Below are 17,719 nucleotides of genomic sequence, written 5' to 3' on the forward strand. Positions count from 1 at the left end.
ACAGCCCGACCAATGCGTCGGGCTGTTTTTTGCATTTTGTGAAATAATCTTAACCCAGTATTGCCTTTAATTGCTTTGTTTTCCATCCTCATTTAAGTTGGTATTTTGCTATAATAGTATTTATGAGTTAATAAATGATGGGGTGACTAAAATGAAATTTATCCATACTGCCGACTGGCATTTAGGAAAGTTAGTACACGGTGTATATATGACGGATAATCAGCGTGAAGCACTAAATCAGTTTATAGAAATTGTTGCGGAAGAAAAGCCGGATGCGCTCGTGATTGCCGGTGATTTGTATGACCGTTCTGTTCCGCCAACAGACGCAGTAGAATTATTAGATGAAATTCTGTTTAAAATTAATGTTGAGCTAAAAACGCCTGTTGTTGCGATTGCAGGAAACCATGATAGCGCTGAACGTCTTTCATTTGGCAGCTCCTGGTATAAGCATAGCCAATTCTATTTATCTGGTAAGCTTTCGGATAGCTTTAAGCCAGTACAGGTTAACGGAGTCAATTTCTATTTAGTACCTTATGCAGAACCTGGAGTGGTACGACAACTTCTTGTAGATGATTCGATTCATTCCCATCAGGATGCTATGAAAGCATTGATTGGCAGGATGGAGGAAAATTTGAATCCCAACGAGCCTAATGTGTTGGTAGGACATGCCTTTGTCTTAGGCGGGCAGACTTCAGACTCCGAACGTGTTTTATCCGTTGGGGGATCTGGTTGTGTAGGTGCAGAGCTTTTTGAACCATTTTCTTATACGGCACTGGGTCATCTCCACAGTCCCGATGCCATTAAACATAATAAGGTAAAATATTCCGGTTCCCTATTAAAGTATTCATTTTCAGAAGCAAAGCAAAATAAATCGATTTCCATTATTGAAATGGATGAGAAAGGAAATTTTTCTCATCGCTCTAGGTTCTTGAATCCAACACATGACATGCGTGAACTTGAAGGGCATCTAGAGGAGTTACTAGATCCTTATTTTTATGAAAAACAAAAATTACATGATTATCTGAAAATTACCTTGCTAGATGAAGGTGCATTACTTGATCCGATTAATAAACTACGTCAGATATATCCGAACGTACTCCATCTTGAAAGGAAAATAGATATTACGGATTTGAAGAAAAAGCAGTCATTTAACATTACTCAAAATGAGAAAAAATCCGAGCTTGATTTGTTTGAGCAATTTTATGCGGAAATGACGACCGCAGAGTTTTCCGCCGATAAAAAAGAAGTTATGGCTGATGTGATTGGAAAAGTGTTAAGTGAGGAGGGTACAAAGTGAGACCATTAAAACTAACTATGCAGGCATTTGGCCCTTATGCAGATGTTGAAATCATTGATTTCACTCAGCTGGGGAATCGCACGATGTTTGTCATTTCTGGTAAAACCGGATCTGGTAAAACCACTATTTTTGATGCAATTAGTTATGCGATTTATGGAAAAGCAAGCGGCGAAGACCGCAACGGCCCCGAATTAAGGAGCCAATTTGCAAGAGCAGATTTGGTAACAGAGGTTTCTCTCGACTTTTCAATCCGTAACAAAGTTTATTCGATCACCCGCTTACCTCAACAGCCAAAAAAGAAAGAAAAGGGCGAAGGTTTTACGACATTACCAGCCAAAGCGGAATTATATAGTTGGGATGAGAAAGGTGAAAAGAAATTAATCGCCACCAAGATCAATGAGGTGGAGGAGAAGATTAAGGAAATTATGCTGATTGACAGCAACCAGTTCCGCCAAATCTTAATGATTCCTCAAGGTGAATTTCGTAAGCTGTTAACGTCCGACAGTAAGGATAAAGAAGTTATTTTACAGCGGTTGTTCCATACTCAAATTTATAAAATGGTGGAAGATAGGCTGAAGGTTGAATCAACAGAATTGAAGAATTCAGTTGAAATGCAGGTTCAAACTAGAAATGAAAACCTCAGACGTATTCAAACGGTAACAAACGACGAGCTAAAAGGATATTTAGAAGCAGACAGTGTTAACGATATGATCATGATGCCATTACTGCAGGACGAAATCAGTGGTATGGAAAGTCTGCTTGAAAAATTAGTTATTAGCTTGAAAGAAAAGGAACTGGAACAAGACTCCTTAAAAGGGAAGTTATTTGAAGCCGAAACGATTTTAAAGCAAATTCAAACAAGAGAAGCATTAAAAACAGAAAAAATTCAACTTGAATCACAAGTAGAAGTTTTTGCTGAAAAAGAAAAACAGGTACAACTTGCGCATAAAGCAGCATTATTGGCACAGCAAGAAGAGCTTTGCCATCGTCTAAAGCGAGAATTGGACCAACTGAAGGGAAATGTAACATCTATACAGAGCGAAATTGAAAAATTAGATGTTCTTACAAATCAATATGAGCAACTGTGGCAGGTAGAGCAAGAGCGTGAAGGTGAACGGCAAATAGCACTAGATACCATTAATCAATTAATAAATATGAGAGACGATGTTTATTCCTTTGCTGCTTTAGTAAAAGAGTATGCAATTGTGGAAGCCTCACTCAAGAGTGAAAAGGACAAGTATCAAAAAGCAGAAAATAATTTAGTTAGCTTGGAAGAACGAATCAAAGTACTAAACGACAAAAAGATAGACATTGAGAAAGGTAAGCTACAATATTTAGAAAATGACCATCAGATTGAAAAAATGGAGACCGAACTTGATAAGCTAGAAAAATATGAACTTAACCTGGGACGCCATCAAGAAGCAGTACAAGATCTTAAAGTGAAATCCAGTAAGTTCGAAAATATAACCGCTAGATATTTGGATGCAAAGGCACTAGTTGAAGATATGGAGAATCAATGGCTGCATGGTCAAGCATCACTTCTGGCAGCACGACTTACTAGTGGTGAGGCATGTCCAGTTTGTGGTTCAGAGCATCACCCCTCACCAGCTTCAACGAATCAAGCTCTAATCCCTAATGAAAAGGACCTGAAAGCTGCAAAGCAGCAGGCAGTTCTATTGGAAAAAGAAAAATCAGCAGCAGAATCTCAGTACTTTGAAAGTCAATCTATTGAAAAAACACAACGGGAAAAGTGTGAAGAGATTATAAACGAAATACACGCTTATCGGATTGATTTTAAGGAATCGGATTTACAATTAACGAAAACAGAAGTGATTTCTAACAGAAATAAGTTACTTGAATCACAAAAAATACTTGCTGCTCAAATTAAAATGCTTGATCAAATTAATCTTGAAATCGAAAAAAGCGATACGGAAAAAACAGCATTACAAAGGGCTATTCAGCAGTTTGCAGCACATGTATCAGAATTGACTGTACAGTTTACTGAGAAGAGAACGAATTTAACTAGGATGATGAAGGTTATTCCTGAGAATCTTCGTACTGAAGCAGCCTATGAAACAGCACTAACATCATCTAAAAAACATCATGAAATGTTAGTCAAAAGGCTCGAAGAGGCGCAGCAGCGATTACAAGCAGTGAAAGAAAAACAATCTGCTGAAACTGCCAGATTACAGGACGCGGTGATACACCACTCTAGCAAAGAGAATGAGTTGAAAACAGAAAAAGAACTCTTTGTTAATAGACTTGCAGAACAAGGTTTTATTAATTATGGGGAATACCATTCGGCTAAAAAAAGCGAAGCTGATATCCGTAGTCTTGAAGGTCAAATCCGCAGTTATCGTGAAGAGTTACGCTCTGTTTCAGACCGCTTAAAAGAATTGACTGAGCTTTTACAAGACATTAAGACCCCAGATGTTGATGGATTAAAAGTTTCTTTAGAGAATTTAGCCCGTGAAATTGAAGAGCTAACCAATCAGCGAACGGATCTATTTGTTAAAAAGAGAGACAATGTGGATATTTACAACAATGTCGAAAGAATTAATGAGCAAATGAAGGTGTTGGAGGAACGATATAAGCTGATTGGACATCTTCACGAAATTGCTAAAGGACAAAATACCTATCGAATTACGTTTGAACGCTATGTACTTGCTGCTTTCTTAGATGATATTTTGCGGGAGGCAAATGTTCGATTAAGGAAAATGACGGCAGGCCGATTTGAACTTCTAAGGAAAACAGACCGTTCGAAGGGGAATGTTCAAAGTGGCTTAGAGCTGCTTGTCTTTGACCAGTATACTGGTCAGGAGCGTCATGTAAAAACTTTATCCGGCGGAGAAAGCTTTAAAGCCTCTCTATCATTAGCACTTGGATTAGCAGATGTCGTCCAAAACTATGCAGGCGGAGTTTCGTTAGAGACGATGTTTATTGATGAGGGCTTTGGAACGCTGGACCCTGAATCACTTGATCAAGCGATTGAAGCACTGATGGATATCCAAAGCAGTGGACGCTTAGTCGGTATCATCTCGCATGTACCAGAGCTAAAAGAACGAATTGATATTAGACTAGAGGTTATAGCAGGGCAAACCGGGAGCAGGACGGAATTTATTTTTACAAATTAATAAGTTTGTTGTTTGGAGTGACCGAAACGTGAATAGAGATGGGCTCATGGTCACTCAAGCGTGTTCGGAGTGACCTGATGATGAAAAAAGTATTGTACTCGGTCACTGAAGCGGGTCCTGAGTGACCGAAAATAAAAAAAATGTAGTGATTATGGTCACTTAAAAAAACACGAGAGTTCATTGGGAATCTCGTGTTTTTTGTACTCATTATATTACTGTACCTAAATGGCTTTAAAATTGGGGAAAGGATATTGCGCTTCTGCTAGGGATGAGAGATTTGTCAGTTCGGCTACAAATGCAATTTGATTCCATACAGCCATGACTTTTTCAGATTGATGTGCCTTGTCAATCGCCTCACTAGACTTCCATTCCGCTATTTCAATGATTGTACCATCCTCAGTTTGAAGTGTTAGCAATTCACGTTCTGTTATTAATCCTTCATCTCTTAGGACGGGGATATGTACATTAAGGATTTCTTTTAATTCATTCTCTTTTCCAGGTTTCGGACGATATAGTGCCATAAACACGAGTTCAGACATATATTAGCCTCCTTATTTTTATAGTAATCATCATAACCGTATATACTAAAAAACGTCAACAAATCGCTTGTAGCGCGTTGACTTATGACATAAAAACATTGGTGATACAATGGAAAAATATTTTCAAGCAGATGGTAAAGATGCCTTTATTTTATTTTCAAAAACACATTGGATGACGATATTTATTTTAGGTGGAGTAATTGTCTTAATCTTTCTATTTAGAAGATTTCTTAGGAAGACAGCCCTCAATAGTATTGTCAGAATAGGATTGGCAGCCACTTTAATTATTTCAGAAATTAGTCTGCATGTATGGCTATGGCGTATAGGAGAGTGGACTATTCAATATTCTCTGCCATTCCATCTAAGCAGTATTTCCATCCTCCTATCCGCAGCTTTACTGCTTACTAGGAGCTATAGTCTTTTTGAATTTACCTATTTTGCAGGCGTTGGAAGCGCTCTGCAGGCAATGTTCACCCCTGATATTAGTGCTTATACGTTTCCCCATTTCCGTTATGTTCACTTTTTTATTTCGCATGGTGGAATCGTGGTGGCAAATTTATTTATGGTATTGGTAGAAAAATATAGACCAACTGCAAAGAGTATTTGGAAAGCTTTTTTGTTCTTAAATCTATATACTTTTTTTGTGTTTTTATTGAATTACTTTATTGCAGGAAATTATATGTATATCTCCGAAAAGCCAGTAAACCCATCGATTTTGAATTATTTAGGACCATGGCCATCGTATCTTTTTCCTTTAGAGGTCATTGCATTAATAACCTTTTTGTTATTGTATTTTCCATTCTGGTTCATTAATAGATTTGAAAAAAGAAAGGGCGTAGACAAATGACATCAACATTTTCCCATAAGCAAATGGCAGTAAATTGTTTTAATGATGTTTGGGACTATCTTGAACTATCAGAACGAACAAAATTAGAAGAAGAGAAAATGATTCACCTAACACATTCGTCATTTTACCATTGGACCCAGGTAGAGGATCATACGCTACAAAATCTATCTATTGGATATTGGCAGCTTTCCAGAGTTTACGCAGTATTAAATCTTGGTGAGAGATCCTTTTACTTTGCAGAGCGGAGCTTAGAAGTAAGTGTGGAAAATGATATCGAGCCTTTTTATATTGGGTATGCCTATGAAGCATTAAGTAGGTCAGCACTTATGATAGGTAAAACTGATTTATCAGATAAGTATTATCGGCTTGCAATGGACTTTGCCCAAAAAGTACATGATGATAACTCAAAAGAAATGCTTGTTATGGACTTAGAGACAATTAAATAAAAGAAAGATTTGAATTCACGTACGGTTCTGAGAGGGGCGCGACTTGTTGTTGCGCATAATCTGGCGTGAAAGCGCAAATAAAAGCAGTTGTTTTTTTGGTGTCCGCACATACTTTTGCTTATATTAGGCATATTTTCAAGAGTAATGACAATTTAATTTAACTAAATTGGAAAGGAAGATTTAATATTGTAAGACATGACGAATATTGTAAATAAGCTGTCAACGAGCATTCGAACATTTTGGTCACTAATCGACATTATCGGCTTCCGGGTTCTCTCATCCAACGGCTTTTCGGTCGTCAATCCAGCTTATTGTCTTCCGGCTTCCCTTGTCCAGACGATTTTGCAATCTAATACATAGATTATTTATTTCAGTTTTTTCCGGATTGTAACTGGAAAACAAACTTTCTCTTGCCAATTTTAATGAGCAGGTCAAGAGAGTTGTCTAGCACAGGCACCTTACTTTGAACATATTCTAATATAGTAATCAGATATTCAGACATATGAAAGGGGCTGTTGAGAGTGAATTTGGAAAATGAGATTGTCGATAAACTGGATAAAATTCATATATCGAAACAATCGGGCAGTGTGGAAATTAATAACCCAACAAGTTTTAAGTTATTGGGAAAAGGACACCAAGGGGCTGTTTTTCAAATAGATGAAAATCGCTGTGTGAAAATCTACTGTGTGAAACAAGACCTGGATCGTGAGCTTCATGGATTGCAACTTGGAGGTAATATTGGCATTTGTCCAAAGGTGTATTTAACGGGAGAAAATTTTATTGTTATGGAATACTTGAAATATCCAACTCTTTTCGAATATTTAGACCAGAATCCACTTGACAAGGAATTAACGGCCAAAATTATTGATGTATTGGATTCATTTGAACAAGCAGGCTACAATCGTTTCGATCATTCTGCACGGCACATCTATGTGGTTCCTGATGGGAAAATGAAAGTAATTGATGTGGTTCACATGATTAAACCTCAGCCTGTCCTCTTAGCAAAAAAACTAATTGGTGATATGGGGGTTAACGCTGAAGATTTCGTTCGATTTGTCCAAGAAATTAGTCCTAAATGGTTTAATCGCTGGGTAAATGATCCTGATTTTCTCGATTTAATGACGAAAGTGAAAGGACAAGTATAGGTTAAGTGTACAGTTTTTCCCTCATTCTATTCGCTTCATTTACTCTGTAACACCTATGAGAGAAAGGTTTTATTTTGTCTAGAAGACTCGCCGATAGGCGAGCCCTTAAAGGCGGTTAATGAGACGTAGTTCGTCGAAAAGCACAGCTTTTCGACTGGGATGCTTAAGCTTACTGAGCCCTTCCTTAGTGCACTAATGCTCGAAAAGAAAGGATAAATTTGAAAAATTTATCCTTTCTTTTTAGCCTAGAAAAGGTTCTGCCATGAGGCAGAACCTTTATTCCTTTATTTTTTCTTTTTTTTGGATTGTAAATTTAGCTCTGGTAATAGTTGTTTTGCATTAACAAGGTGGGTGACAAGCGCCTCCCTTTCCAATTCCGATACATCCCAGTCGTCAGGGATCGATTTGATTACTTCATGAATTGCCTTTTCTGGTATTGCCATTATTTTTTCAATCGCTGCATTTATCTCGTTTTGACTTTGCAGTAAAGAAACGCACCACTTATGAACGTTTAGGTTAACAGACACGTTAGGCATTTTCCTTAGTGTTTTGACGGTCCATTTCGCCTCAGAAAAACAACGGCCATGGTCGATCATATGGAGATAATACTCCCCTTCCTCAGCGGGTTCGAGCAGGACATTGTTCTCTTTACGATCTGTATTGCCTATCCAAAGATCGAATACCATCATTAAGGCGAGATGATCTCGATTGCTTACTTTTACGTGTTCATTCTGCGAATCCCTTAAGAGTTGAATACAATTGTCAATAAACAAACTGGCAAACTGGCTTCCAGAGGTGAACTTGTGTTTAGAAAGAACTGGAGACTCCTTAATAAAATCATCTTCTATTTGTACCACTTCAAAAGGTACAACCGGAAGGGAGAGAAGTTGGCCTAATTTACCGGCAATGTACTCGTTTACCATAACCCTCGTTCCAGATGGATTATTTTTGAACTTCACTACATACGTGCGACCATCACTAAAAAGAATGTGCTGAGGTTTGGAATAACCTTTAAAGAAAGTATCCAGCAGCTTAAAAGGATGTATGTTCTGATTCATACTAATTTAAATCCTCCTTTTTCTAATATGATGAAGACTCTGCTCCTAGACAAAATGAAGCAGAGGTAGATGTGACCGTAAGCCCCAAACAAAAGCCGTGTCCGAAAATAGGAATACGAGGCATCCTCCAAATGATATTCTCTGACTTTAGGGAAACCCAAGAAATCACTTTCCCATTTTGAAACCCTCTCTTGTTCTCAATTTGGTAAGGGAGAATGTCGGAGCGGCCTTCGCGCAATAGTCGCAAGTAGTCTGGTGATAAACCAATATCGAGTGATAGAGGCAAAATGTTTGAAGGGATATGGTCATATTTAATATTGATTTCACCTTGTCCTTTTTTGAGTAAAAAGTGTTTGGTCATCCCATAGGCAGCACTGTTTAATTGCTTGTTCACGATCACGAGCTCAACTTCTTGATCTTCTTTTATCGTGAGAGAAAGTAGATCATATGTGTCATGTTCAAATCCATAATCTGCCAATGCGCCTGGATGATTCATTGGAACGTCCATAAAGTCGTTTAGTTCCTCCAACCAATTCCAGTCGTCTGATGGATTACCAACGATAAGCTGTCCATCAACTTCATTATAAAAAAACAGGTAAATGATACGCCCGCCGAAACGAGGCGAAATCACTGCGGCTAAAACATTATTTCGTAATATGACTTCCTTATGACCGTCATTATCTAAATCAACTTCAAAAGCATGAATGAGGCTGGAGTTATCGCAATCATTTTCCCATTTTACTGCCTCCATCAGGATTGAGGTTGCCCGAACATGACTAGCGACTGCGCGTGCCCAAGGAGCGGGTAATGGGACACCGCTGCTGTCTGGATCGCTGTGAATACTGTTTGGAGCGTCGTGCCAACCTGTTTCATAAGTACAAGCAAGAAAGTGTTTTCGTGCTAGTTCAAGTAATGAAGACTGTGGATTAGTCTTAGATGAAAGCTTTTTTAGCTCATCCCACGTTTTGATCAAGGATCGTTGATAAGGAGCCCAAGCCTGTGAATTAGCCCAATTCATATAATCTTCACCAGCTCCAAACTCTGTAGCCAGCTCTCGGTAGGTACCAGTTCCGATAGGACGCTGGGGTTGAATTTTGTGATTAGCTAACCATGACTGAAGAAGAACGGGTGTAACATCTTGTCTATTAATCAACCATTCAAGGAAACAACGATAATGTTCAACGGCATGAGGATTCCAGGGTGGAATTCCTGCAACCTTCTCCATATCATCGCCATAGATTGCAATTACGTCTCGACCGTTAATGATCTCTTGCTGCATTTGCGACATTAGAATATTTAATCGTTGTTCATGCTTCTCTGTTTCAAGAGGGATAGATAAACGCATTTCATAAGAGAGCGGAAGCGCGATTAAACCTTGACTCCCCTCAATACGATGAGCTTCAAATAGTTCGGGAATAAAGCGCGGATTAAGATCAAAGTTTCCACGTGAAGCATTAGATAAGATCAAGCGGTCATCCACTAGAACATATTGAAACCCTCCATTAGGAAGACTTGTATCAGTAAGAATATTAGCTAGTTTTTGGGTATTCCATACTCGTTCAGGAACCCAAAATCCCGTTACCTCAGAAATTTCGGATCCAAGCCACGTTTCGAACAGACACAGTTCTTCTTCAACTTGATAGCGATTATGTTCGCGATCAAACAAAGGCATAATATTTTGGGCATACGTAGAACCAATAATCTCTACTAATCCCGATTTTCTTAATTCAACAATTTCTTCAAGAAAAAGCGGTTCAAACCAGGCGCATGCTTCGATAAACGTACCGCTAATATGGAGATGGAAGGGTATGTTATATTGGGAATGGAGATCAAATACTGCTCGTAAACTGGAGGTAGCGTCAGGAGGCCCAATAATCTCATCGATACCCGGACGATTGTCGTAGCCGTTTGTAATCAGGTATTGATTGGCATGGTGAACGATGGCAATGGGAATGGATGGACCGCTCATTTATAACCCGTTCCTTGCAAATACAGCTCGCACTTGGTAAGAAAAGGATCTATAATGGTAAATTTTCCTGTATTTAGGACACATAATTCATAGTGCAGGCTTTCAAAAAGGGAACGAGCGCTGTATAAAGAGATTCGATCAAGAAATGACTGTTTGTCGTAGGCAGGATGAGCATCAAAATACTTTTCAATGAAATACTTAATCATTGGTTGAAAAAAATCAAAATTCCCTTTCTTGAAAAAGCTGCTTACCTGAATTTGACATGCCAAATATGCTACATCCCAGGCGGGGTCACCTGCAAAATGGTGATCAAAATCAATCGCAATGACTTTTTTCTCATGCAAAAATACATTTTTTGTATGAAAGTCACCATGAAGTAACACTGCTTCATTTGTTCTGGTTTTTTCTGAATTTTCAATAAATTTATCATATATAGATTTTAGCTTTGCTTTTTCTTTTGGTATTCGTTCTGTAAGATCCTCATAAAAACGCCTCACGTCAGCATTGGCTCTTGTTCGTGTCGCTTCGCGGATCTCTGTAAGAGGAATCTCATGCATTCGTGTCAACCAGTCTGCAATCAGAAAGGCTAGCTGCTTGCTATTCATATTTGGATCATGTATACAATCGTCCAATGTTTTGCCAGGCGACTTAGACATAATCATCAATCTCCATTTCTGTATATAAGCGATGGGTTGTACTATCGTATACTGAGGGTCAGAACCAAATCCATTGTTCCACAAATATTGCATAAACCGATAGCTTTCAATTCCTTTTTTTTGATCAGAATACACTTTTCCAATTAATGATTCTTCTTCCAACTCTCCATCTTGATTACGGTAGGTTACAAGATATTCTAGGATCATTTTCCGTATTTTAGGGGTGGAGGAAATAAGTACAGCCTTTTGAACCTTTCGGCTTGTTCCATAGCAATCTTGATAGGCTGAAATGATATCCTCAATGGCAGGAATTTGTGCTTCGTTTGACATATTTTTATTAACTCCTTTCCTGATAAAATAAAAAAGCTTATTACGTAGTGTTTAAAAGCTTTAAATATAATTGGCGAGTATTCTCAGCTGCATGGCTCCAAGAAAATGACCGTGCCTCTACCGCACCTTTTTGCCCTAAGGCTTGTCTTAGCTCTGGGGTGTCTAACAGATGAATAATCGCTTTTGCCAGTTCCTTCGGCTGATTCGGCTCAATGACCTGTACATTCTTAATAATTTCCCCAACTCCGGTTGTAGTTGAGATGATTACCGGGATCCCTGCGGCCATCGCTTCCAATACGGTTATTCCAAATGGTTCAGATCTCGCTGGAAGAACGAACATAATGGCATTTTTGTAACATTCTTGCAATTTCTCCCCTAAGACTCTGCCTGCGAACTCAACGCGATCATCAATTTTCAAGCGGCGTGCTTTGAGACGTAACTTATGGAGCAAGTCACCCTCCCCTGCAAGCAAAAAGCGGACATCATTACGTTCTGTAAGAACAAGTTGAGCTGCCTGCAAAAAATCATCCGGAGCTTTCTGACCGGTCAATCTGCCAAGAAATAAGATATGTCCGTCTGTTTTTTGATAATCACGGGTCGCCAGCTGATCAAAAGAAGAGACGTCAATGCCATTGTAGATGGCGGTTATTTTTTCCGGATCGGCACTGTAGCGGTCAATCAGAATTTGTTTTGTCCTTTGAGAGACCGAAATTGTATGATTCACTGTACCCAATGCTTCTTGTTCAATGGTAAAAATCATTGGATTATATGACTTGCCAGCTGCTCGATCAAATTCTGTCGAATGAACAGTCCAGATGAGGGGGATCTTGTATTTTTGCGCGATTCCTGTTGCTGCATATACACCCATCCAATCGTGCGCATGAATGAGATCGATACCTTCCGGATTAAATACTTCATCCAGACGATTACGGAAATCCATCACAGAATCCCAAATGACACTACCTAAATATGAATAATTCGAAAAAGGCTTGCTCATCTGTACATGCTGAATTGTCATGCCATCTGGAGTTTCAAATTCTAGCTTCTTAAACGCAGGGAGGTAAAAATCAACACTAACCCCGATGCTTGTCAATTCTCGAACAATGGCTTGACAGTGGATGCCCAACCCCCCGGAAAATTGCGGTGGATATTCCCAGCTAATCATTGCTACTTTCATGAATTCCAAGCACCTCCTATTGACTTTTACCTAACTTTGCTTTTGCGATAGTGGCATTGAACTTAGGATGATTTTTCCAAGTGTTATACAAAGTGGGTTCAAATTCTTTTACGTACTGGAGAAAAACAGTAACCTGATTACCCATTCCCTTGATCATTCGCTGTGGAAACTGCTTAGGTGGTAGTTTGTTATGGCGGTGTAAGTTTACTACCTTAAGACTTCCATCCGGCATTAAGAAAATGAATGCGGGGTCGTGATCAAGACGGGTAAAACCAATTGCCTTAAAATCATCGAGAAGACCAAGAAGCTTTTGTATTAATTCAATGGTTAAAGGATTGTTTTTCAGGTAATCAGCTATAGTCGGCGCTTGTATGGACTCCATTACTACATAAGTCCCTCTTCTTTCATAAACAATTGGAGTAATTCCTCGTTCCGCTCCCATCTGAAGGGCCTGAAACTCTTTTTCGGCTTTTTCCTCTTCTTCGAAATACGCTGCACAACGAGTTGCATCAATGCCAATGACAACACGCTTCTCTTCCTGGATGATGATAGGAAGGTCTGTCGGATTATGAATGATTATTCCTGTAGATTCAGGCTTCGTCACCTTTATTTTGTTAATCTCATTGATTAACATTGCTTCATCGGAATTCTTAGACTTATGTTGCATAATGCTTCATCTCCCTCTTTATATTAAAAAAATGTAAAAAATATTAATCTACTATTAAGATATGATAAAGATCGAAAAGGAAACTCAACGCTTGTCCAGCTTATGAAAAATTTGGCGAAAACACTAAGAAAATAGTTTTTCAACCTAAAAAAAATTCAACAATTATTAAAAAGAAAAGGGCGAGTCAATCTTAAGGAACGATTTCATGAAAGGTTCAAGAAAACAGAATTAATAGGGGTTGTTCGACACATTTAAGTGGATGAAAACCACCACAGAAACAGAGTTATTTATTGCTGTTCTTATTTATAAAAATATATTTGCTCCATTATTGATTTCCTGATTCACCTTGCTGATTTTTCGAAGCACCCGTACTAAAAAAATACTGTTTTATTTACTATTTAGCTTGATTATCGTTTCGGTTGATTTAATAAACGTATTCCAAGACCTGTAATCCTTTAAACGCTGGAATCATTTTTATACTTTTATATACTATTCAATCTTTTTGTGCAGTCTTTTATTCACCTTGAAATGGTTTAGAGGTTTGGATTTGAGTTCAGGGGGTGAAAATAATGTCGTGGACTGAAACAGGATTTGATTTAAATGATTACTGTGTTCTAGTGGGTGTTATCATTACGTGGGGTATTTATTTCTTTATCCCAATATTATTCTCTAAACAATTCAGGGTCCTTATCTTTCTCTTCAGTTTAACTGTTGCGAGTATCATGGATAACTCTTTTGGAGTAACCCCATTTGATTATTATGATATTATGGATGGTCCCAGATATACTGGTATGGATCTCGTTGTCTATCTCCTTTATCCACCTTACGGCTATTTTTTCCTCTACTTTTATAAAAAGTTTTGTTTAAGCGATATATATATTGTTTTCTATATATCCATTGCGACAATAATTTCAATTTGCTATGAATGGTTTCTTTACAATGTTGGAGTTTTTCATTATAAGAATGGGTATCAAATCGTGTACTCAATATGTTTTTATTTATTTTTCCAAAGCATTCTTATTATCTATTATCGGTTGGTTGAATTTAAGCATTAAAAAAACCAGAAAATGTTCTGGTTTTTATTTTGTATTTTTTTCTAGGTACGTTGTTAACTCTTTAAGATTCTTTCCTTGATAAACCACCCCAGCTTGGTCAAAAAGAATATATGCCGGTTCTGTCTCAATGTTAAGCTCGGGATATGATTGCTGTGACATTTCAAGCTCAGGCAGACTCAAAATATTATTGACTTTTTCAGTGATTTTATTATTTTTTTCAATCGGATTATCATTATCCCCGATAACTAAAAGCGAATAGGATTGATCACTATCAGATAATAGATTTGGATAAGGGAAAGTAGTGTTTGTTTCCGTTTTAATTGATTTCTCCTGTTGATTTTGTTCTGTTGGTTGTTTTGTTTCTTCTTTAGGTTCAGTGTTTTGACAACCCACTAACAGTGTCAGTCCTATAACAATAGGCCAAGCGATTCTCTTCATTTAAAATCTTCCTTTGTTGTAATAGAATTCTTTTCTACACCATAGCACATAAATAGTTGCCTTGAACGGGCTGAATGTGGAGGATTCGTGAAATGAAAAAGCAGGATAAATAAGGATTATTGTCAAATAAGTAATAAAAACAGTTCTTTTGAAGGAGTGGGAGCGATGCAACAGATTACTGCAGGAATTGATGCTGGTGGATCTTTAATCAAAATCGTTTATCAGGAAAATGGGAGAATGCATTTTAAGAAATTTTCAATAAACAAGCTGGATTCCGCCATTTCGTGGTTGAAAATGGTAGCTCCCTCTTTAAAAGTTTCCATTACAGGCGGTAAAGCTTTTGGTATACAAAATTGTTATTTTCAAGACAGCGCGTTAATCCCTGAATTTCAAGCTACATGTGAGGGTGCACGTTTTTTACTAGCAAAAGAAAATAAGAGTATAGAAGAAACCTACTTGGTTGTAAATATCGGTACGGGAACATCGTGGCATCTGGTAAGCGGGGAAAAAGCGGAGCGAATTCTTGGCAGTGGAATGGGTGGAGGTACATTTACGGGGCTAGGTTCTTTACTAACAAAAGTACAGGATTATCAACTGCTTACTGTTCTCGCTGAAGAAGGAAATAAAGGAAACGTGGACATGCTTGTTAAGGATATTTATGAAGCAGCAGACAGTCCCATTCATGGTGATTTAACAGCTGCGAACTTTGCTAAGGGTAAAAAACTGAACCACAAGGAAGCGGACAGACTGGCCGCACTTTCCAATATGATCGCTGAAAACATTGTATTGTTAACCTCGCAGGCAGCAACTATTAATCGAGTAAAAAGTGTGGTCATCATCGGAACTGCAATTATTGGGAATCAATCATTAAAACATGGACTAGAATACTATTTGAATATGTTAGGTTTAACTACGGTATTTTTGGAAAAGGGTGAATATTGCGGGGCGATTGGAGCATATTTAAGTGTCTAAGAATGTTCTCTTGAACTATGTGTTCTTTAAGGATAAAGTAAAAAGGAAGACCGAAAAAAGTAGGTGGCAACTTGGAAAAACGATATTTTACAATAGGCATGGCTGGACATATCGATCATGGTAAAACTTCCTTGACGAAAGCCCTGACCAATGTCGATACTGATAGATTAAAGGAAGAAAAAGAACGACAAATTTCGATTGAACTTGGATTTGCTCCATTATATGAGGATCAGGATATTCAAATTTCGGTTATTGACGTGCCGGGACATGAGCGCTTTATTCGGCAAATGATTGCCGGGGTTGCAGGAATTGACCTTGTGGTACTAGTTGTTGCAGCTGATGAAGGAGTCATGCCGCAAACTAGAGAGCATCTGGATATTCTAAGGTTCTTAGGAGTAAAAAACGGGCTGGTTGCGATTTCTAAAATTGACAGGGTTGATGAAGAATTTATTGAGCTTGTAAAGGATGATATTTTAGAAGAATTAACAGGGAGTGTCTTTGAGGATGCCCCGTTTGTATTAGTGGACAGCCTTTCGAAAAAGGGCGTAGAAGAGTTAAAAGAGTTAATCATCAAAACGTTAAAAGAGCAGGAAATGAGAGATGCAAAAGGGGCGTTTCGTCTGCCGATTGACCAGGTATTTACGGTAAAAGGTCAAGGGACGGTGGTTCGTGGAACGGTTTATGAAGGAAACGTGGAAGAAGGTCAAACACTGAAGATAATGCCGCAGGGACTCGAAGTGAAAGCAAGGCAAATTCAGGTTCATCATAAGGAAGCGCAAAAAGCATATGCTGGCCAGCGTACAGCCATTAATCTTTCGGGCGTTTCGAAAGAGGATTTAGAACGCGGTAATGTTTTAGTATCATCTGAACACTTTATTGTTACGAAAACAGTGGATGTAGCAATACGGGTAGTTGAAGATCTCGAACATATGGTGAAACAGCGGATGCCGATTAAGCTTCATATTGGAACCACAGAGGTAATGGGACGGATTGTTTTTTTTGACAGAAACGAGATTAAAGAAGAAAACGATGAAATACTATGTCAGCTTCGTTTAGAGGAAGAAATCCTCACTAAGCGGGGTGATCGCTTTATTTTACGGCGTCCAAGTCCGCAAGAGACGATTGGCGGCGGCTGGGTAATCGATCCTAGAGGGAATAAATATCGGTTTGGAAATCAAACGATTGAAGAACTTGAAAAGAAAAAAGAAGGTTCGCCAAAGGAACGGATAACGGCTGCCATTTATGAAGCAAAAAGCCTATCTCTTAATGAGTTAATAAAAAGGACTGCACTTGAAGAGGAAACCTTAAATGAGTTTTTAGATGATGATGAATTTGTCTCATACAATGGTAAAGAATTTACACTCAAAATATTAATTAATTCGATTGAAGAAGACATTTATGATCGTTTACAGGAATTCCATCAATTGTATTCCATGAAACTTGGCCTTAATAAGGCTGAACTTTTGCAGTTCATGCAAAAAAGATTTCCGAAACCGCTAATTGACTTTGTGGTGGAAAACGGGATTGCAAATGAAGTCTTTAAGCGAAAAGAACAGTTTGTTTCATTGGCAAACTTTGTTCCACATGTACCGAAAAGCTGGCAAAAACGGGCTGAGAACATGCTAGGTGAATTAAAGAAGGATGAGCTAAAGGTTCGTTATTATAAAGACTATTTTTCTGATTCTGGTATTCCAGAGCATTTAGAGGCTGATTTAAGACGTTATCTTGAAGAGCAGGAGTTAGTCGTCCATTTAGATGAGCAATTTGTTTATCACGGTGATGTCTTTAAAGAGGCCGTTGAAAAACTGCGAAGTGGTACCGGACAAGAGTTTGAGGTAGGGGATGCCAAGGGAATCCTTGAACTTTCGCGTAAATATATGATTCCATTTTTAGAAAGATTAGATTCTAAAGGTCATACAAAACGAGTGGAAAATAAACGGGTTTGGCAAAAATAAGCAGTAAAAACCTCAATCCAAAGTAGTGGATTGA

16 protein-coding genes are annotated in these 17,719 nt (G+C 38.3%); 9 read left to right on the forward strand and 7 right to left on the reverse strand.

Annotated features, from left to right (window positions below):
- The first annotated feature begins 151 nt into the window (after positions 1-151).
- Both QNH48_RS11885 and QNH48_RS11890 read left to right on the forward strand, forming a co-directional pair.
- The gene (locus tag QNH48_RS11885) at positions 152-1,297 is read left to right on the forward strand and encodes an exonuclease SbcCD subunit D (RefSeq protein ID WP_283955080.1); all 1,146 of its coding nucleotides are present in this window, start codon (positions 152-154) and stop codon (positions 1,295-1,297) included.
- Positions 1,294-4,431, forward strand: a complete 3,138-nt coding sequence (locus QNH48_RS11890) for an SbcC/MukB-like Walker B domain-containing protein (protein ID WP_283955081.1) — start codon at positions 1,294-1,296, stop codon at positions 4,429-4,431. Before QNH48_RS11885 ends, QNH48_RS11890 begins: the two co-directional genes overlap by 4 nt.
- Before the next feature lie 221 nt (positions 4,432-4,652).
- On the opposite strand, the gene QNH48_RS11895 is transcribed toward QNH48_RS11890, so the two are convergent.
- Positions 4,653-4,970, reverse strand: a complete 318-nt coding sequence (locus tag QNH48_RS11895; protein WP_283955082.1) for an antibiotic biosynthesis monooxygenase family protein — start codon at positions 4,968-4,970, stop codon at positions 4,653-4,655.
- Between the two features lie 109 nt (positions 4,971-5,079).
- Between QNH48_RS11895 and QNH48_RS11900 the strand changes: the two genes are divergently transcribed.
- From QNH48_RS11900 to QNH48_RS11915, 4 genes are all read left to right on the forward strand, one after another.
- On the forward strand, positions 5,080-5,817 hold the full coding sequence (locus tag QNH48_RS11900) for a YwaF family protein (protein WP_283955083.1): 738 nt from the start codon (positions 5,080-5,082) through the stop codon (positions 5,815-5,817).
- Entirely contained in the window at positions 5,814-6,263 is a 450-nt protein-coding gene (locus QNH48_RS11905; RefSeq protein ID WP_283955084.1) for a hypothetical protein, read from the forward strand. Before QNH48_RS11900 ends, QNH48_RS11905 begins: the two co-directional genes overlap by 4 nt.
- Positions 6,264-6,458: 195 nt before the next feature.
- Positions 6,459-6,623 (forward strand): hypothetical protein, encoded by a 165-nt coding sequence (locus QNH48_RS11910; RefSeq protein ID WP_283955085.1) that lies wholly within the window; start codon positions 6,459-6,461, stop codon positions 6,621-6,623.
- Between the two features lie 161 nt (positions 6,624-6,784).
- Entirely contained in the window at positions 6,785-7,408 is a 624-nt protein-coding gene (locus QNH48_RS11915) for a hypothetical protein (RefSeq protein WP_283955086.1), read from the forward strand.
- A 284-nt stretch (positions 7,409-7,692) separates the two neighbouring features.
- Here the strand turns inward: QNH48_RS11915 and QNH48_RS11920 are convergent, their stop codons facing one another.
- From QNH48_RS11920 to QNH48_RS11940, 5 genes are read right to left on the reverse strand one after another with little or no spacing between them, the layout of a single operon-like run.
- Positions 7,693-8,466 carry a HipA family kinase gene (locus tag QNH48_RS11920; protein WP_283955087.1) on the reverse strand — a complete coding sequence of 258 codons (774 nt, stop codon included), beginning with the start codon at positions 8,464-8,466 and terminating at the stop codon, positions 7,693-7,695.
- Between the two features lie 22 nt (positions 8,467-8,488).
- Entirely contained in the window at positions 8,489-10,435 is a 1,947-nt protein-coding gene (locus tag QNH48_RS11925) for a hypothetical protein (RefSeq protein WP_283955088.1), read from the reverse strand.
- Complete coding sequence (locus QNH48_RS11930) at positions 10,432-11,421, reverse strand: aminoglycoside phosphotransferase family protein (protein WP_283955089.1); 990 nt, start codon at positions 11,419-11,421, stop codon at positions 10,432-10,434. Before QNH48_RS11930 ends, QNH48_RS11925 begins: the two co-directional genes overlap by 4 nt.
- A gap of 40 nt (positions 11,422-11,461) precedes the next feature.
- The gene (locus QNH48_RS11935) at positions 11,462-12,598 is read right to left on the reverse strand and encodes a glycosyltransferase family 4 protein (RefSeq protein WP_283955090.1); all 1,137 of its coding nucleotides are present in this window, start codon (positions 12,596-12,598) and stop codon (positions 11,462-11,464) included.
- A 16-nt stretch (positions 12,599-12,614) separates the two neighbouring features.
- Entirely contained in the window at positions 12,615-13,265 is a 651-nt protein-coding gene (locus QNH48_RS11940; RefSeq protein WP_283955091.1) for a hypothetical protein, read from the reverse strand.
- Positions 13,266-13,834: 569 nt separating this feature from the next.
- On the opposite strand from QNH48_RS11940, the gene QNH48_RS11945 reads away from it, so the two are divergent.
- The gene (locus QNH48_RS11945; RefSeq protein WP_283955092.1) at positions 13,835-14,320 is read left to right on the forward strand and encodes a hypothetical protein; all 486 of its coding nucleotides are present in this window, start codon (positions 13,835-13,837) and stop codon (positions 14,318-14,320) included.
- A gap of 24 nt (positions 14,321-14,344) precedes the next feature.
- Here QNH48_RS11945 and QNH48_RS11950 read toward each other — a convergent pair whose 3' ends face one another.
- A complete protein-coding gene (locus QNH48_RS11950; RefSeq protein WP_283955093.1) occupies positions 14,345-14,758 on the reverse strand; it encodes a hypothetical protein in 414 nt (137 codons plus the stop codon).
- Positions 14,759-14,923: 165 nt separating this feature from the next.
- On the opposite strand from QNH48_RS11950, the gene coaW reads away from it, so the two are divergent.
- Both coaW and selB read left to right on the forward strand, forming a co-directional pair.
- Positions 14,924-15,730, forward strand: coding sequence for a type II pantothenate kinase (gene coaW / locus QNH48_RS11955; RefSeq protein WP_283955094.1), 807 nt, complete (start codon positions 14,924-14,926; stop codon positions 15,728-15,730).
- 98 nt (positions 15,731-15,828) lie between these two features.
- Positions 15,829-17,685 (forward strand): selenocysteine-specific translation elongation factor, encoded by a 1,857-nt coding sequence (selB, locus tag QNH48_RS11960; RefSeq protein ID WP_283955754.1) that lies wholly within the window; start codon positions 15,829-15,831, stop codon positions 17,683-17,685.
- Positions 17,686-17,719: the final 34 nt, after the last annotated feature.

Origin of the sequence: Neobacillus sp. YX16, assembly GCF_030123505.1 — a bacterium.
Lineage (GTDB): Bacteria > Bacillota > Bacilli > Bacillales > Cytobacillaceae > Neobacillus.

Excerpts from the sequence above, each read along its gene's own strand:
- QNH48_RS11885 (WP_283955080.1), top strand. The coding sequence starts at position 152 with ATGAAATTTATCCATACTGCCGACTGGCATTTAGGAAAGTTAGTACAC.
- QNH48_RS11895 (WP_283955082.1), bottom strand. The coding sequence starts at position 4,970 with ATGTCTGAACTCGTGTTTATGGCACTATATCGTCCGAAACCTGGAAAA.
- QNH48_RS11900 (WP_283955083.1), top strand. The coding sequence starts at position 5,080 with ATGGAAAAATATTTTCAAGCAGATGGTAAAGATGCCTTTATTTTATTT.
- QNH48_RS11905 (WP_283955084.1), top strand. The coding sequence starts at position 5,814 with ATGACATCAACATTTTCCCATAAGCAAATGGCAGTAAATTGTTTTAAT.
- QNH48_RS11910 (WP_283955085.1), top strand. The coding sequence starts at position 6,459 with ATGACGAATATTGTAAATAAGCTGTCAACGAGCATTCGAACATTTTGG.
- QNH48_RS11920 (WP_283955087.1), bottom strand. The coding sequence starts at position 8,466 with ATGAATCAGAACATACATCCTTTTAAGCTGCTGGATACTTTCTTTAAA.
- QNH48_RS11925 (WP_283955088.1), bottom strand. The coding sequence starts at position 10,435 with ATGAGCGGTCCATCCATTCCCATTGCCATCGTTCACCATGCCAATCAA.
- QNH48_RS11930 (WP_283955089.1), bottom strand. The coding sequence starts at position 11,421 with ATGTCAAACGAAGCACAAATTCCTGCCATTGAGGATATCATTTCAGCC.
- QNH48_RS11935 (WP_283955090.1), bottom strand. The coding sequence starts at position 12,598 with ATGAAAGTAGCAATGATTAGCTGGGAATATCCACCGCAATTTTCCGGG.
- QNH48_RS11940 (WP_283955091.1), bottom strand. The coding sequence starts at position 13,265 with ATGCAACATAAGTCTAAGAATTCCGATGAAGCAATGTTAATCAATGAG.
- QNH48_RS11945 (WP_283955092.1), top strand. The coding sequence starts at position 13,835 with ATGTCGTGGACTGAAACAGGATTTGATTTAAATGATTACTGTGTTCTA.
- QNH48_RS11950 (WP_283955093.1), bottom strand. The coding sequence starts at position 14,758 with ATGAAGAGAATCGCTTGGCCTATTGTTATAGGACTGACACTGTTAGTG.
- coaW (WP_283955094.1), top strand. The coding sequence starts at position 14,924 with ATGCAACAGATTACTGCAGGAATTGATGCTGGTGGATCTTTAATCAAA.
- selB (WP_283955754.1), top strand. The coding sequence starts at position 15,829 with ATGGCTGGACATATCGATCATGGTAAAACTTCCTTGACGAAAGCCCTG.